Origin of the sequence: Rhodococcus sp. 21391, from assembly GCF_016772255.1 — a bacterium.
GTDB classification, from domain to species: Bacteria; Actinomycetota; Actinomycetes; order Mycobacteriales; family Mycobacteriaceae; genus Rhodococcus_F; species Rhodococcus_F opacus.
Genome location: NZ_CP063781.1, coordinates 3713072 through 3727627, shown reverse-complemented (window position 1 = coordinate 3727627; position 14556 = coordinate 3713072). Strand labels below are relative to the sequence as shown.

Annotated in this window: 18 protein-coding genes; 9 read left to right on the top strand and 9 right to left on the bottom strand. The window is 68.0% G+C overall.

Annotation, left to right across the window (positions count from 1 at the left end; translation table 11 throughout):
- Nucleotides 1–695: 695 nt before the first annotated feature.
- A complete protein-coding gene (locus tag GO592_RS17445; protein ID WP_007296806.1) occupies nt 696–1343 on the bottom strand; it encodes a hypothetical protein in 648 nt (215 codons plus the stop codon).
- Entirely contained in the window at nt 1340–1582 is a 243-nt protein-coding gene (locus GO592_RS17440; RefSeq protein WP_039950995.1) for a helix-turn-helix domain-containing protein, read from the bottom strand. The genes GO592_RS17445 and GO592_RS17440 overlap by 4 nt, the downstream gene beginning before the upstream one ends.
- 117 nt (nt 1583–1699) lie before the next feature.
- Here GO592_RS17440 and GO592_RS17435 point away from each other — a divergent pair, with 117 nt between their 5' ends.
- The 3 genes from GO592_RS17435 (at nt 1700) to GO592_RS17425 (ending at nt 3697) form a co-directional block, all read left to right on the top strand.
- Nucleotides 1700–2038, top strand: coding sequence for a helix-turn-helix domain-containing protein (locus tag GO592_RS17435; RefSeq protein WP_007296808.1), 339 nt, complete (start codon nt 1700–1702; stop codon nt 2036–2038).
- The gene (locus GO592_RS17430) at nt 2035–3204 is read left to right on the top strand and encodes a tyrosine-type recombinase/integrase (protein WP_007296809.1); all 1170 of its coding nucleotides are present in this window, start codon (nt 2035–2037) and stop codon (nt 3202–3204) included. Before GO592_RS17435 ends, GO592_RS17430 begins: the two co-directional genes overlap by 4 nt.
- A gap of 283 nt (nt 3205–3487) precedes the next feature.
- Nucleotides 3488–3697, top strand: a complete 210-nt coding sequence (locus GO592_RS17425; protein WP_011598322.1) for a hypothetical protein — start codon at nt 3488–3490, stop codon at nt 3695–3697.
- 281 nt (nt 3698–3978) lie between these two features.
- Here GO592_RS17425 and GO592_RS17420 read toward each other — a convergent pair whose 3' ends face one another.
- Nucleotides 3979–4380: a PAS domain S-box protein gene (locus GO592_RS17420; protein WP_039950998.1), complete on the bottom strand. Its 402-nt coding sequence runs from the start codon at nt 4378–4380 to the stop codon at nt 3979–3981.
- Between the two features lie 127 nt (nt 4381–4507).
- On the opposite strand from GO592_RS17420, the gene GO592_RS17415 reads away from it, so the two are divergent.
- Nucleotides 4508–4993, top strand: a complete 486-nt coding sequence (locus tag GO592_RS17415) for an acyltransferase (protein WP_007296812.1) — start codon at nt 4508–4510, stop codon at nt 4991–4993.
- Here GO592_RS17415 and GO592_RS17410 read toward each other — a convergent pair.
- Nucleotides 4933–5457, bottom strand: coding sequence for a MarR family winged helix-turn-helix transcriptional regulator (locus tag GO592_RS17410; RefSeq protein ID WP_007296813.1), 525 nt, complete (start codon nt 5455–5457; stop codon nt 4933–4935). The two genes, GO592_RS17415 and GO592_RS17410, sit on opposite strands and share 61 nt — an antisense overlap.
- Before the next feature lie 64 nt (nt 5458–5521).
- Here GO592_RS17410 and GO592_RS17405 point away from each other — a divergent pair, with 64 nt between their 5' ends.
- The 3 genes from GO592_RS17405 to bluB are packed head-to-tail and all read left to right on the top strand — an operon-like array spanning nt 5522 to nt 8109.
- Nucleotides 5522–6370 carry an alpha/beta fold hydrolase gene (locus tag GO592_RS17405; RefSeq protein WP_007296814.1) on the top strand — a complete coding sequence of 283 codons (849 nt, stop codon included), beginning with the start codon at nt 5522–5524 and terminating at the stop codon, nt 6368–6370.
- Between the two features lie 45 nt (nt 6371–6415).
- Nucleotides 6416–7453, top strand: a complete 1038-nt coding sequence (locus GO592_RS17400; RefSeq protein ID WP_007296815.1) for a CobW family GTP-binding protein — start codon at nt 6416–6418, stop codon at nt 7451–7453.
- On the top strand, nt 7450–8109 hold the full coding sequence (gene bluB, locus GO592_RS17395; RefSeq protein ID WP_050998593.1) for a 5,6-dimethylbenzimidazole synthase: 660 nt from the start codon (nt 7450–7452) through the stop codon (nt 8107–8109). The genes GO592_RS17400 and bluB overlap by 4 nt, the downstream gene beginning before the upstream one ends.
- Here the strand turns inward: bluB and GO592_RS17390 are convergent.
- From GO592_RS17390 to GO592_RS17375, 4 genes are all read right to left on the bottom strand, one after another.
- The gene (locus GO592_RS17390; RefSeq protein ID WP_172650505.1) at nt 8106–9530 is read right to left on the bottom strand and encodes a DEAD/DEAH box helicase; all 1425 of its coding nucleotides are present in this window, start codon (nt 9528–9530) and stop codon (nt 8106–8108) included. The two genes, bluB and GO592_RS17390, sit on opposite strands and share 4 nt — an antisense overlap.
- A gap of 252 nt (nt 9531–9782) precedes the next feature.
- Nucleotides 9783–10196 carry a molybdenum cofactor biosynthesis protein MoaE gene (locus GO592_RS17385; protein WP_007296818.1) on the bottom strand — a complete coding sequence of 138 codons (414 nt, stop codon included), beginning with the start codon at nt 10194–10196 and terminating at the stop codon, nt 9783–9785.
- Nucleotides 10189–11163 (bottom strand): bifunctional molybdenum cofactor biosynthesis protein MoaC/MoaB, encoded by a 975-nt coding sequence (gene moaCB / locus GO592_RS17380; RefSeq protein ID WP_005259593.1) that lies wholly within the window; start codon nt 11161–11163, stop codon nt 10189–10191. Before moaCB ends, GO592_RS17385 begins: the two co-directional genes overlap by 8 nt.
- Complete coding sequence (locus GO592_RS17375; protein ID WP_039951000.1) at nt 11160–12344, bottom strand: molybdopterin molybdotransferase MoeA; 1185 nt, start codon at nt 12342–12344, stop codon at nt 11160–11162. The genes moaCB and GO592_RS17375 overlap by 4 nt, the downstream gene beginning before the upstream one ends.
- A gap of 122 nt (nt 12345–12466) precedes the next feature.
- Between GO592_RS17375 and moaA the strand changes: the two genes are divergently transcribed.
- Nucleotides 12467–13522, top strand: coding sequence for a GTP 3',8-cyclase MoaA (moaA, locus tag GO592_RS17370; protein ID WP_005259589.1), 1056 nt, complete (start codon nt 12467–12469; stop codon nt 13520–13522).
- On the top strand, nt 13515–13772 hold the full coding sequence (locus tag GO592_RS17365) for a MoaD/ThiS family protein (RefSeq protein ID WP_005259586.1): 258 nt from the start codon (nt 13515–13517) through the stop codon (nt 13770–13772). Before moaA ends, GO592_RS17365 begins: the two co-directional genes overlap by 8 nt.
- Here the strand turns inward: GO592_RS17365 and GO592_RS17360 are convergent.
- Nucleotides 13769–14554 carry an SDR family oxidoreductase gene (locus GO592_RS17360; protein ID WP_007296820.1) on the bottom strand — a complete coding sequence of 262 codons (786 nt, stop codon included), beginning with the start codon at nt 14552–14554 and terminating at the stop codon, nt 13769–13771. The two genes, GO592_RS17365 and GO592_RS17360, sit on opposite strands and share 4 nt — an antisense overlap.
- Nucleotides 14555–14556: the final 2 nt, after the last annotated feature.

The window sequence follows — 14556 nt, the reverse complement described above, 5'->3', positions numbered from 1 at the left end:
TCGGGGGGTCCCACAGGCCTGTGCAGGGGGTCCCACATACCCGTTTACGGGTATAGGACTTGGGGGTGCCGGACTGAGGGTAGGCACGGTCAGCTCGTAGATGTTGGACCTCGACCGCCGAGACCGAGGTCCCCGGGGTCGGCCCCTCTCGACCAAGGCAAGCATCCCCTTGCCGACCAGTCCATCGAGTGCGGTCCTGACACTTCGCTCCTTGAGCCCGGTCGCTTCCATGACGGCCCGCCGGGGAAGCGTGTGCCTACACCTCGCCCTTTCGTCGGTCAACGCGATCACGTGTCTGAGGATCTGCCGCTCGTTGGCCGTGAGGTCGGCGCGGGGTTTGCCCATCAGTTCGCGGGCACCGCGGGCGCGGGTCCTCGCCATCTCGGAGATCTGCTCCCGCGTCCAGGCGGGGCTAGAGTCGGCGTTGCTGACTGCCATGTCCCACGCTTTGATCAAGGTTTTCTCCACGGCGGCCTTCGAACTCCTGCTCCCGAGGCGGACCTGTCGACCGAGCTCACTCGCCGGCTCGGTCACGAAATCCGCCCACTCCGGATAACCCCAGCCCCGTTGATAGGCGCTCATTGCGCTCGAGACGAGGGGGCCGAAGGTGGCCTTCCGCCCTCTCTCGGTCAGGTTCTTGGGTGCTACACCGTCGCGGACGAGGTCGACATACTTGGATCTCAACGCTCGGTCGGTCATGTCGTCCGCACCCCTCGCCACGTCCTGAGGACCCCGCCCTGACGCTGCGGGCGGCGGCTGACCGCGAACCCGCACGGCGTGATCACACCCTCCCGGTGGGCCACCTGGAACGCTGCCCCCCACCGGCACGGCCGATCTGGCTCGCCGAGGCTGTACGGTTCGTCGCGCAGGTCGTCGGCGGAGAAGACGCGGTCTGTCGCGGCGAGGGCGTCGATCACAGCCCGCGCCCGACTCGCCCACCAGGGGTCGCCGTTCTCGACCGCCGCCTCGAGTCCCTGTCGTACCGGCCCGGTAGGATGATTACTGCTGTTCGATGTGGTGTTTCGTGGCGGTCCGGCCGATCCAGCACGGCCGGACGCTTCATCTTTTTCAGTCACTTCCCGCCTCCGTTGATCGGTCTGGTCGCCGATATCGCCACCACCGCACTTCGACGTCGCCCGGAACCTGCGCATGACAGCGACCTCGGGACCGTGTGCGGTGTGCAGGAGCTGCTCGAGGTCGGCGGCAGCGCGGACATACGGTCGTCCATTGACGCTGCCGGTACAGGCGGGCGGCAGCGGCAACAATTCCGGTTCGCTGGTCCACCAGGTGCGGCGCTTGAGGACGCCGAGGAGGGCCTCGACGGTGGTGGTGTTGGTGTTCACCGGTCACCACCACCGATCTCGGATTCGTCAGCCTCGATCAGTCGCAGCAGCGCCTTGACCGGCACCATGCGGGTGCCGCCGAAATGCACTGTGGGGATGTCGCCGCTGTTGGCGCGGCGCCATGCAGTGGAGCGGCTGATGCCGAGCAGAGGTGCCGACTCTGGCACGGAAATCGCGAGTCGGTTGTCCAGATCAGCACGGGTGAGCGGTCTCACGCGGTGTTGTGTGGTTTCTGTCATACGCAGACTGTCGCAAATCAGGGTGCACGCCTTCCTTTGCAGGTCAGACGCCGATTCAGGCGGCCCTGGAGCTTCGCGGGGCGTGACCGTTCCAGCTGTTCTAGTACACTGGGACACATGGCAAGGTTGACGTGGGGTGAGGTCGAGAAGATTCAGGAGCTACGCAGGGATGGCAAGTCGATTCGCGCCATCTCCGATGTGACCGGCCACGCGGTCGCGACCGTCCACAAGTACGCCGATTCGGAATACGACTCGGACGAGACGGTTACATGTCCCGAGTGTGGACACGAGTTCCACGCGGGCGAAGAGCAACTCAAAGAGCAACTCAGCAGCGGCGCCGTCCTGGTCGCCCACATTCAGGCGCTTCATTCACGCGGCCAGTCCGTGCGAACCATAGCGGCCAAGACCGGGGTTCCAAGGTCCACCGTCCATCGCATCCTCGGGGGCACCCGATGACCCGCGATGCAACGGAACCTGTCCGGAAGCTGCCCGACGGGCGGTGGCGCACCCGCGCCACGATCGGCTACCACCCCGTCACAGGCAAGCAGATCCGCAAGATGCGAACCTTTCCGGCGAACCATAAACGTGAGGCACTCAAGTGGTTTCGCGAAAACTCCGTGAGTACCGACAGCTCTGTCGCCTACGCGAAGATGACCGTCTCCGACGCCGTGGACAATTGGCTGAAGTCTCTCGCGATCGCAGACAAGCACCCGAACACGCTCCGCAACTACCGCGACGCTATCGGCTATCTGCGTCGTGACATGGGCTCGTCGAAACTGACGGCGGTCGGCACCACCAACCTGATCGGCTGGGTCGAGGAGCTACGTAAGTCCGGGGGGTCACGCGGGCAAGCACTCTCGTCGGAAACGGTCAGGTTGGCAGTGAACACGGCGAAGATGGTGTTCGAGTTCGCGCACACCGCGGGGTGGATCAGCCGCGACCCTGCCGCCCCTGTCCCGACACCGTCGCAGAAACGCACCCCGCAGAAGCAGCAGCAGAAGAAGCAGAAGCAGTGGAGGGGGTGGACCGTGGCGGAGCGTGATCTGTTCCGTGCCGCCGCGGCTGATCACCGGTTGCACGGTTTGTTCTTGCTCTCGACGCTCGGGTTGCGCCGCGGGGAGGTGGCCGGCCTGCGGTGGACCGATATCGATTTCGATGCGAACACGATCGCGATCGAACGGGCGCGGGTGGAGATCGCGCCGGGAACCGACGAAGAGGTGCCCACGAAAACCGAACGTTCCGACCGCACCCTGCCTCTGCCCGAGGACCTGGCGGGTGTGCTGCGGGTGATGAAGCGGCGGCAACAAGAGGAACGTCTCGGTCTCGGGGTGTCGTGGGCGGACGACAGCTATCTCATGAGTGTGGAGACGGGGGAGCCGATGCGGGTCCGGTCCTACTCGCAGACATTCGCGAGGATTGTGAAGCGCGCCGGGTTGCCGCCGATCACCCTGCGTGACCTCCGGTCGGTGTCGGTGTCGCTTATGCGGTCGGAGTACCCAGCGCATCTGATCGCGGCGTGGCATGGACATTCCGAGACGCTGATGAAGGACACCTACACGAACGTGCATCGTGACGACTTGGCGGCGATGGCACAGACCATGCGCGTCGTGGCGCACGAATAGCGGCCTGTTCGTGTCCTGCAAGAGACCGTATTGCCTACGGATTGCCTTAGATTGATGAAACGCCAGGCAACGAATGAAACCGCCTGAAACGTCAAATGCCTTTACTACCAGGGAAGATGGAACACTATGAAACACACCGAAACCCCCTCGACCACACTGGCAGTGTGGGGGTCAGGGGTTCGAGTCCCCTTAGCTCCACTTTCGGGAGAAGCCTCTCATCCGCAGACAATGCGGGTGAGAGGCTTTCCTCATTCCCCCCTTGTCCCGGTGGGACACTGGCGTCATGACATTCACTGTGACGCATCGATCATTCGACCAATTGGCGGAGTTCGCCGTCACCGACTTCGGCGACGACGACAGCTACAGCATCCACGAGTCCGGGGCGCTCGTCATCGTCCGTGCCGCCCGGGAGCTGATCTACGCCCCCGGGAGCTGGTTCCTGGTGGAGCGGGAGGACGGGCAGGAGGACGGTTCGCCCGGTAACTACATGTGACCGACCAGCGCAGCGACGGTACTCGAGGTCGAACTCGTACATACGTTCGATAACCGGGTAGATTCGACGTTGTGGCCGCCAGAACCGAAACCGCGCCGGGGCGCTGTCCGAACGGGCACACGCTGGCCGCCAACACGTGCCTGGTGGGATGGGAGGTGTGTGGGTGCGCGACGTCGAACAACGGTGGGCACCGCACCCATTTCTGTCGGCGGTGCGGCGCGACCGTCCGGACTCCGCCGTGCAGTGGCGCGGCGTCCGGCGACGGTCGGTGAAGCGCGGGGCTATCGGATCGGTTGCCTCGCGGCCGTGGGGTTGCCCCAGATCGTGTCGGATTCGTCCTGGAGCACGAGGGCGACCAACCTCTCGGTGCCTGCCGTGAACGTGGACGCCGCGACGCGCACCCAGATCCAGTGGCCTTCCCGGTGGCGGATTCGCAGATGTGCTGTCGCGCTGGTTCTTTCCGTGCCCAGGACCCGGGCGAGCATGGTTCCCCACAGTTCGGCGTCGTCGGGGTGGAACAGCTGCTCGTGCTCGAGGTCTGCGAATTCTTCGGTGTCGTAGCCGATCAGGGCCGCACAGGCGGGGTTGCTGAACACGAGGTTTCGTTCCCGGTCGTGAACGCTGATCGCGTGGGGGATGGATTCCATCAGTGCAGCGAATCCGTCGCTATCCAGTTGTCTCACTGTCCCCCCTCGGGCATCTTCGATGGCGCCCACATAGTACGCCGCGTCTCGGATCTTCGGGCGGTGTCGCAGTTAACGACGAGCAACGTCCGGTAGTGGACCTGACGCTTGGGGATAGGGTGACGGGATGCGGTTCGTCACCATCGTCCAGGCCTCCGCGTTCGTCCCCGTGTGGCTGCGGGTTCTCCTGCTGATGGCGGCAGGCGCGAAAGTGTGGGGGGCCGGCATCTGTTCCGGCTGCCACTTCGGCAGCAAGGACGTCACGATGGGGCTGGGGACGTTCGTCAACCGCGGAGTGCTGTTCGACGGCACCGCGCCCATCACGCTCGGCAGGCAGGTTGCTGTCGGGCACCGGGCCCAATTCATCACGAGCACGCACGAGATCGGTCCGAGCTCCGGCCGGGGCGGGCGGGTGGTCGACCGTCCGATCGTAATCGGCGACGGATGCTGGATCGGCGCAGGCGCGATCATCCTCCCCGGAGTGACGGTGGGGGACGGATGTGTCATCGGGGCGGGCACGGTGGTCACCCGCGACTGCGAGCCGAACGGGCTCTACGCCGGGTCGCCCGCGCGTCGTGTCCGCGACCTCGACTCGTCGCCATCCGTCCGCTGAGCACCGGCCCGGCGTTCGACGGCGACCGCTCGGTTCACGCCGTCGAGAAACCGTGAAATGGTAGCTCTTTCGACAGCGTCGAAGTCGCGGAGGACGGAGGCCGTCCGGTCGATGAGCGGTCCGAAGAACGTCTGACCGAGGTCGACGGCGCGGGGTGTGACGGCGAGCAGCGACCTGCGACGGTCGTCGGCGTCCCGGTCGCGCCGGATCAGGCCGGATTTTTCCATGCGGTCGAGGAGGGCGGTGACCGAGGCGGAGTTGATGCCGAGCTGACCTCCGAGCCATCCGGGTGTGGCGGCGAGGCCCGCCCGGTCGGCGTCGAGGATGCAGATCAGGGCGCGCAGATCGGTGGTGTGCAGTCCGTGCAGTTGCGCGAATTCGGCACCGAGCAGGTTCAGCTCGACTGCGAGTGCACGCAGTCGGTGCACGGTCTGTGCGCCGTCGTCCGGGTTCACGCCCTGCAATCTACTGCGACTTTTCGTTCGATTGTCTAGTATCTCGATCATCGAGATAATTCGAGGAGGGCTGATGTCGGTAGTCGACGACTTCGTTGCCGCCTACGACGCGCTGCTGGACGACTGGCCGGTGAACGTCACCCCCGTCGACGTCCCCACACCGTTCGGGTCCACCCGGGTCAACGTGTGCGGACCCGCGTCGGGGGCGCCGCTTCTCCTGCTTCCCGGAGGCGGGGCGACGTCGACCGTGTGGATCGCGAACGTCGCGGCGCTCGCCCGCAGTCACCGGGTGCTCGCGGTGGACGTCATGGGCGACGTGGGGCGCAGCGTGAACGACGGTGCACCGCTGCGCACGGCCCTGAACCTGTTCGAGTGGCTGGACGCCGTGCTCGACCATCTCGAGGTGAACGCGTCCGCAGTGGTCGGCCATTCGTACGGCGCGATGATCGCCCTCGCCTACGCGCTGCACGGTTCCCGTCGCGTCGACAGCCTGGTGCTGCTCGACCCGACGTCCTGCTTTGCGGGCATGAGCCCGAGATACCTGCTCCGTGCGGTGCCGGTGCTGATCAGGCCGACGGAGAAGCGGCAGCGGAGCCTGATCGGCTGGGAGACCGCAGGCGCCGGGGTCGACCCCCGGTGGCTCGGCGTCACCGCGCTCGGGACGGCCGCCTTCGGCCGCACCACGCTCGTGGTGCCCCCACGCCCGAAGCGGGACGCGCTGGCGCGGCTGACCGCCCACACGTCGGTGGTGCTGGCCGGGGCGAGCCGGGCGCACGATCCGGGGAGGGTGGCGGCGAACGTTCGCCGGTTGCTCCCGTCAGCCACGGTCACGACGATTCCCGGAGCCACGCATCATGCGCTGCCGATGTCACCCGCTGCCGTCGTCGACGCGGCGATCCTCTCCGCGGGGGTGGGGCGCTAGGATGGGCGCCCGGTAGATCGTCGAGGTCCCACGGAGGTCGCAGCGTTGGCGAAGAAGCGGATTCCCGTCGTCATCGTCGCCGGATTCCTCGGTTCGGGAAAGACCACCCTGCTCAACCACGTGCTGCGCAACAACCGCGGGGTCCGGGTCGGCGTCATCGTCAACGACTTCGGCGCCGTGAACATCGATTCGATGATGGTGGCCGGTCAGGTCGATTCCATGGTGTCGCTGAGCAACGGCTGCATGTGCTGCGCCGTGGACGTCAGCGACATGGACGAGATGCTGGACCGCCTGGCGCATCCCACGTCGCAGATCGACGTGATCATCGTCGAGGCGAGCGGACTTGCCGAGCCGCGCAACATGATTCGGCTCGTTCTCGGCAGCACCAACCCGTACGTCGTGTACGGCGGTCTGGTCGTGATGGTGGACGGTGAGCAGTTCGAGGACATGTCGGCGCAGCACCCGGACCTCGGCAAGCACGTCACACTCGCCGACCTCGTGATCCTGAACAAGACGGACCGCATCGACGACGGCCGGCGCGCCGCCGTGCAGGCGATGGTCCGCGACTACAACGACCGCGCGCCCGTCCTGACGACCGACCACGGCCGGATCGAGCCCACCCTGTTGTTCGACCGGGAACCCGGGCGTGAACCGGCGGCGGGGGAGCAACTCACCCTCGACCAGCTCCTGCTGGACCAGCACGACCACTGCGAGGACCACGATCACCTCCACTCGTCCTACGAGGCACTGGATTTCGCCTCGGACGACCCGATCGATCCGCGGCGGCTCGTCGAGTTCCTCGAGAAGCGACCGGTCGGGATCTACCGGATCAAGGGATTCGTGCACTTTGCGGTGCCCGGGCAGTCGCGGAAGTTCGAGGTGCAGACGGTCGGTCCGCACATCAGATTCACGTCGACGCGCTGGGAATCCGGCGAGGAGCGGGCGACCCAGCTGGTGCTCATCGGCGCCGACATCGAGGCCGAGCAGGTGCGGACCCGGCTCGCGGACTGTGTCGTGGCGGAGGGAGAAGAGGCGGACCCCGGCGCGATGCTGGGCGTGCACCGCTATACCGTGACCGCGTGACCGAGTCTGTGTGTAGTCCTGAAACGAATCCCGAGCCCGCGCTGTCCGTGTACGACGCGATCCGTCGTCGCCGCGACGTGCGGGCCGAATTCACCGGAGAGCCGATCGCGGCCGACGTGCTCGACCGCATCCTGGGCGCGGCGCACTGCGCCCCCAGCGTCGGCAACACTCAGCCCTGGGATTTCGTCGTCGTGCGCGACACCGAGACATTGAGCACGTTCGCCGACCACGTGGCGGGCGCGCGGCGGCGTTTCGCGGACTCGCTGCCCGAAGACCGAAAGAAGACGTTCGATCCCATCAAGATCGAAGGGATCTGCGAGAGCGGTATGGGCATCGTCGTCACCTACGACCGGAGCCGCGGCGGCGAACACATCCTCGGCAGGCACACGGTCGACGACACCGGTCTGTTCTCCGCCGTGCTTGCGATCCAGAATCTGTGGCTCGCCGCGGCCGCCGAGAACGTCGGCGTCGGCTGGGTGTCGTTCTACGACGAGCCCTATCTCACCGAATTGCTGGGAATCCCCGACCCGGTGCGCCCCATCGCCTGGCTGTGCGTGGGGAAGGTTGCCGAGTTCCAGCAGGTACCGGACCTCGAGCGCTTCGGGTGGCGGGGGCGCCGGCCACTGGCCGACGCCGTCCACCTCGAGAAGTTCTAGCCCTGACGGCGGCGTGAGCCACCGGCGGACGCCGTGCGGGTGCCGCCGCCCGTGGACGCAGCGGCGCGCGGGCGTCCGGCCGCACCCGAGCGGGAGCGACGCGCCCCGCCGCCCTGGCCGTGTGCGCGACCGCCCTGACCGCCGCGTCCGCCCTGGGCGCCGCCCGGTCGCTGGTTGCGTCCGCCACCGTTGGACGCCGGCGCCGCCGCCTTGGGGGCGGGGGTGACGTGCGGCGCGATGTCGCCGACCAGGTCGAGCACGTGTGCGGACTCCGCGGTGCTGCGGACGGGCGTCACCTTGATCGCGGCCTTACGCATCAGGACGGCGAGGTCCTTACGCTGCTCGGGCAGCACAACCGTCACGACGTCGCCGGCGCTGCCCGCGCGTGCGGTGCGACCGGAACGGTGCAGGTATGCCTTGTGCTCGGCGGGCGGATCGACGTGGACGACCAACTGCACGTCGTCGACGTGGACGCCGCGCGCGGCGACGTCGGTGGCCACCAGCACGCGTGCCTCACCGGCGGAGAACGACGCGAGGTTGCGGTCACGGGCCGCCTGCGACAGGTTGCCGTGCAGGTCGACCGAGGGGATTCCCGCCTCGGTGAGCTGACGGGCCAGCTTGCGGGCCTGGTGCTTGGTGCGCATGAACAGGATCCGGCGTCCGGTTCCGGACGCCAGCCGCTCGACCAGCTTCCGCTTGGCTTCGACGCCGTCCACGTCGAACACGTGGTGCGTCATGGCCGCGACAGGCGAGTTCGCCTCGTCGACCGAGTGCAGGACCTCGTTCTTCAGGAACCGCTTCACCAGCTTGTCGACGCCGTTGTCCAGGGTGGCGGAGAACAGCAGCCGCTGCCCCTGCTGGGGAGTCGCGGTGAGGATGCGGGTGACGACGGGCAGGAAGCCGAGGTCGGCCATGTGATCGGCCTCGTCGAGCACGGTGATCTCGACGGCGTCGAGGCTCACGAACTTCTGCTTCATCAGGTCTTCGAGCCGTCCGGGGCACGCGACGACGATGTCGACGCCGGCCTTGAGAGCGCTCACCTGACGGTTCTGGGAGACACCACCGAAGATCGTGGTGACCCGCAGGTCGTAGGCGGCTGCGAGGGGCTCGAGGGTTGCGGTGATCTGCGTGGCGAGCTCGCGGGTGGGGGCCAGGATCAGGCCCACCGGGCGGCCCGGGCGCCGCTTTCCGCCCGACAGTTCACCCGCGAGGCGGGACACCATCGGGATGGAGAAGGCCAGCGTCTTACCGCTGCCCGTCTTGCCCCGGCCGAGCACGTCGCGGCCCGACAGCGTGTCGGGGAGGGTGTCGACCTGGATGGGGAACGGGGAGGTGATCCCCTTGTCGGCGAGTGCTTTCACCAGTGGTTCACGGACACCGAGCGCGGCGAACGTGGTGTCGGGAGTATGTGTATCAGACAAGTGGTCAGGCCTTTCGGGCACAGGGTTGTGCCCGGAGGGCCGATACGGAAGGTCTCCGTCGGAGCTCGAGCACAGGTTGGCGGCGTTGCCGGTCGGCAAGCTTCTTCGCCGTAAGAAGAGCGGATGCGGTGGTGCACATCCAACAGGATTCGGGTGACCGAACTGAATGCGTTCTACGACGCTGGATGACCGTCGTGGTCACCTAGTGATCGCCACTCTACCCGGTGGCAGCCGGACGGTCCGACCGAGGAGTCACAAACCGACCCATTCCGAGGCCCCGTCGGCGAATTTCTGCCGCTTCCAGATGGGTACCTCGTGCTTGATGCGCTCCACCAGTTCGGCGCACGCGGCGAACGCCTCGGCGCGGTGGGGTGCGGCGACCGCGGCGACCACCGCGAGGTCGCCGACGGTGAGGGATCCGACCCGGTGGATGGCCGCCACGGGCAGTCCGGTGGACGCCGCGACCTCCTCGCACACGGTACGGAGGAAGCGTTCGGCGTCCGGGTGCGACTGGTATTCGAGGGCCGAAACGGATTGTCCGCCATCGTGATTGCGCACGACGCCGGTGAACACCACGACGGCGCCGTGCTCGGGCCCGGCCACGGCGGCGTCGACGACGGCGGGATCGAGGGGTTGATCCGAGATCTGGGCGAGGATGTCAGGCATCGTGCGCACCTCCGCCGGCGACCTGAGCGAGGAGATGGTCGACGATGGGGTCGAGGACGGACAATCCGTCCTTGACGCCGCCCGGCGAACCGGGCAGATTCACCACGACTGTGCCGTTCGCCACACCCGCGAGTCCGCGGCTCAGCGAGGCGTGCGGGGTGACCTCCGTCCCGCGACTCCGGATGGCGTCGGCCACACCGGGCAGTTCGCGGTCGAGCACCGCGCGGGTGGCCTCCGGGGTCGCATCCGTGGGGGAGACGCCGGTGCCGCCGGTGCTGATGATCAGCGCCGGATTGCCGGACAGTGCGTCGGCGAGGCCGGCCGCGATGTCGGCGTCCGCGTAGACCAGCGGACCCCGGGTGGTGAAGCCACGGTCCTCGAGCCACGCGGCGATCACCGGGCCGGTCGTGTCTTCCCGAGTGCCCTTCGCGCCGCCGGTCGAGGCGACCAGAACGGCCGCGGATCGCGATGTCACCGTGGGGATTCCGGTGCTCTGCTGCTCACGCGTCCAGTGTCCGCGTTTGCCGCCGTCCTTGGTGAGCAACCGGACACCGTCCAGGGTCGCGGCAGGGTCGACGGCTTTCACCATGTCGTGCAACGTCAATCCGGCCACCGCCACGGCGGTGAGGGCCTCCATCTCGACACCCGTCGGGCCCTTCGTCTTCGCGGTGGCCTCGATCGTGATGGCATCGTCGGTGAAACCGAACTCCAGCTTCACCGAGGACAGTGCGAGCTGATGGCACAACGGAATCAGCTCGGACGTCTTCTTCGCCCCCGAGATCCCGGCGATCCTGGCCGTCGCGAGAACGTCCGCCTTGGGTAGATCGTCGGCCCGGACCAGCTCGATCACCGCGGGTGTGGTGACCAATTGCCCCGCGGCCACCGCGATTCGGGTCGTGTCCGCTTTCGCGCTCACATCGACCATGCGGGCGCGGCCCTCACTGTCGAGGTGCGTCAGGTCGCTCATAGGGGTATCACCTTCACGAGTTGGCCGGCGTCGAGCGCGGTGACGTCGGCGGGAACGTCGACGAGGACGTCCGCCCATGCCATCGCGGCGACGAGATGGGAACCGGGGCCGGACACGAGTTCGACTCCGGCATCGGTGCGGCGTGCGCGGAGGAACTGCCGCTTGCCGGGAATGGAGGTGACGGCCGCGGCGAGCGGCAGCTCCTCGGGTTCCGTCGCGGGGAGCCCGGCCGCGCGCCGGATCTCGGGACGCGCGAACACCTCGAACGAGACGAGCGTGCTCACCGGATTCCCGGGAAAGTTGAGGACGGGCGTGCCGTCCACGACGGCGGTGCCCTGCGGGCCGCCCGGTTGCATCGCGACGTGACCGAACTGTGCGCCGAGCGGTGAGAGCGTCTCCTTGACCACCTCGAAGTCGCCCATCGACACCCCGCCGGAGGTGAGGACGAGATCGGCGGTGGTGGTCGCCTCCGCGAGCAGGGTCCGGAACTCGGCGGGGTCGTCGCCGCTGCGGGTGATCGAGACGACCTCGGCGCCGTTGGCCCTGGCGCTCGACGCGAGGGCGATGCCGTTGGAGTCGTAGATCTCGCCGGGGTGCAGTGTGGTCCCGGCGTCCACCAGTTCGGCCCCCGTGGTGATCACGGCGACGCGGGGACGCGGACGCACCGGGACTCGCTGCAGGCCGACGGCGGCGAGGACGGCGATGTGCCGGGCGGCGAGAACACTGCCTGCGGGCAGCAGGAGCGTGCCCTCCCGGACGTCGCTGCCGCGCTCGCGCACGAATTCGCCCGCGGCGCGCGAGCGTTCGATGCGGACCTGCCCGTCCGTGGCCTCCGTGTCCTCGACCGGGACGACGGCGTCGGCGCCGTCGGGGATCGGGGCCCCGGTCATGATCCGGTAGGCGGTCCCGGGAGTGTGGGTGGTGGCGCCGGCCGGTCCCGCGGCGATCACGCCCAGCACCGGCAGCACAGCCGGCACCGACGTGACGGATGCGGCGTCGATCGCGTATCCGTCCATCTGCGAATTCCGGAACAACGGCAGGTCGACGGGGGAGTGGACGTCGGCGGCGAGGGCGCGCCCCAGTGCCTCGCCGAGCGGAATCTCCTCGGCCGGGCGCTCATGGAGCGTCGCGAGGAGTTCGGCGACGTGCTGGATGTGCTGCTCCACAGAGCGTGCGGTCACGATGTTCCTCCGGCCATGGTCACCAATCCTAGGCATCCCTCCGAGAGGGCGACGAGGGCACCGCGCCGGACAACGGTCACCCCCTCGCGGCATACTGGACAGATGCAGCGAAAGGCAACTCGATGACGGCGGTGGCGATGGGAATCCCGACCGTCCGGTCGTCGGTCTCGCTTGCGGGCAGGCCCGACGTCGACCAGCTGGTCGACCGGTTCGGCCGGGTCGCGCGTGACCTGCGGGTGTCCATCACCGAGAAGTGTTCGCTGCGCTGCACGTATTGCATGCCCGAGGAAGGCCTGCCCGCCATCCCGGCGGAGAACCTCCTCACCGCGGACGAGATCGTCCGGCTCGTCGACATCGCCGTCCACCGGCTCGGTGTGCGCGAGGTGCGGTTCACCGGGGGCGAGCCGCTGATGCGCGTGGATCTCGAGCAGATGATCGCCGGGTGCGCCGAGCGCGCGCCGGGGATCCCGCTCGCGATGACCACCAACGCGGTAGGTCTCGAGCACCGCGCGGCCGGGCTCGCCCGCGCCGGACTGACGCGGGTCAACGTCTCCCTCGACTCGGTCGATCGTGAGCACTTCGCGAGACTGACACGGCGCGACCGGCTGCCGTCGGTGATCGCCGGTATCCGCGCCGCCGCCCGAGCCGGGCTGGCGCCGCTGAAGATCAATGCGGTGCTGATGCCCGAAACGCTCAGTGGAGCGGCCGATCTCCTGGAGTGGTGCTTGAGCGAGGGCGTCGCACTGCGGTTCATCGAGGAGATGCCGCTGGACGCCGACCACGAGTGGGCACGCGAGAACATGGTCGCCGCCGACCGGTTGCTGGCCGTCCTCGGCGAGCGGTTCACCCTCACCGAACACGGGAGGGAAGATCCGTCGGCGCCCGCCGAGGAGTGGCTCGTCGACGGCGGACCGGCCACGGTCGGGATCATCGCGTCCGTCACCCGCTCGTTCTGCTCCGACTGCGACCGCACCCGCCTCACGGCCGAGGGAACGGTACGGTCGTGCCTGTTCAGTGACCAGGAGATCGACCTGCGGGCGGCCCTGCGGTCGGGTGCGGGCGACGAGGAGCTGGCGCAGTTGTGGCGCGGCGCGATGTGGAACAAGTGGGCGGGCCACGGAATCAACGCGGACGGCTTCGCGCCGCCGCAACGCAGCATGGGAGCAATCGGTGGTTGACGTGACGGGCATCTCGGTTCGGTATTTCGCGGCCGCCGCCGACGCGGCGGGCTGCACCAAGGAAACGCTCGACCTCCCGGCCGGCGCGGATCTCGGCCAGGTGAAGGCACTTCTCCTCGCCAAGTACGGTCCCGACATGCAGCAGGTGCTGTCGGTCTCCGCCTTCCTGGTGGACTCCGAGCTGACGCGCGATCTGACCCGCACCGCCGGCACACAGGTGGACGTGCTGCCGCCGTTCGCCGGCGGCTAGCGGGCCGCGTTCACGGAGTCGGCCAGCCACCGGTCGAACGTGATCGTTCCGAACCGATTGTCGGGCACCAGGTTCGACCCGTCCCGAAAGAACTGACCCATCGCGCCGGGAAGAGGCACGTTCACGACGAACCCGTGCGTCCCGGTGGCCTTCTTCCACGCCGCCGTCAGATCGCGGGCGGTGCGAACCTCCGGGCCACCGATCGTGATCGGCTCCTCCGGCGCCGGTTCGGCGGCCAGGGCGGCGTCGACCAGCGCGGTCGCGACGTCTCTGGTGTCGATGGTCTGGAAGCTCGTCTTGGAGAAGGCGGGGATCAACCCGGTCCGGCTCGCCGGCTTCGCGATCATAGGAATGAAGTCGTGGAACTGGGTCGCCCGGACGATCGACGTCTCCATCGCGGCACTCTCGTAGACCCGTTCCTGCTTCCGCTTCGCCCGGTAGTAAGGGAATTCGCTTCGGTCGACGTTGACGATGGAGAGCAGGACGGCGCGTCCGACTCCCGCGCCGTCCGCGGTGGCGAGGAGGTTCTCGGCCCCCTTCTCGAGCACGGCCCGGGTTCCGCGGGTCTTGCCGTCGGTGGTGTCCACCACGACGTCGACACCGTCGAGGGCCTCCGCGAGGCCGTCACCGGTGACGAGATCACCGTGGAAATGGGCGATCTCGCTGCCCGGCGCGCCGCCGTGCCGGGTCAGGACCCGGACGGAGTGACCACGCGCGAGGAACTCCTTGACCACCTGCCGGCCTGCAGTGCCGGTACCGCCCGCGACCAGCGCCTGGACCATCG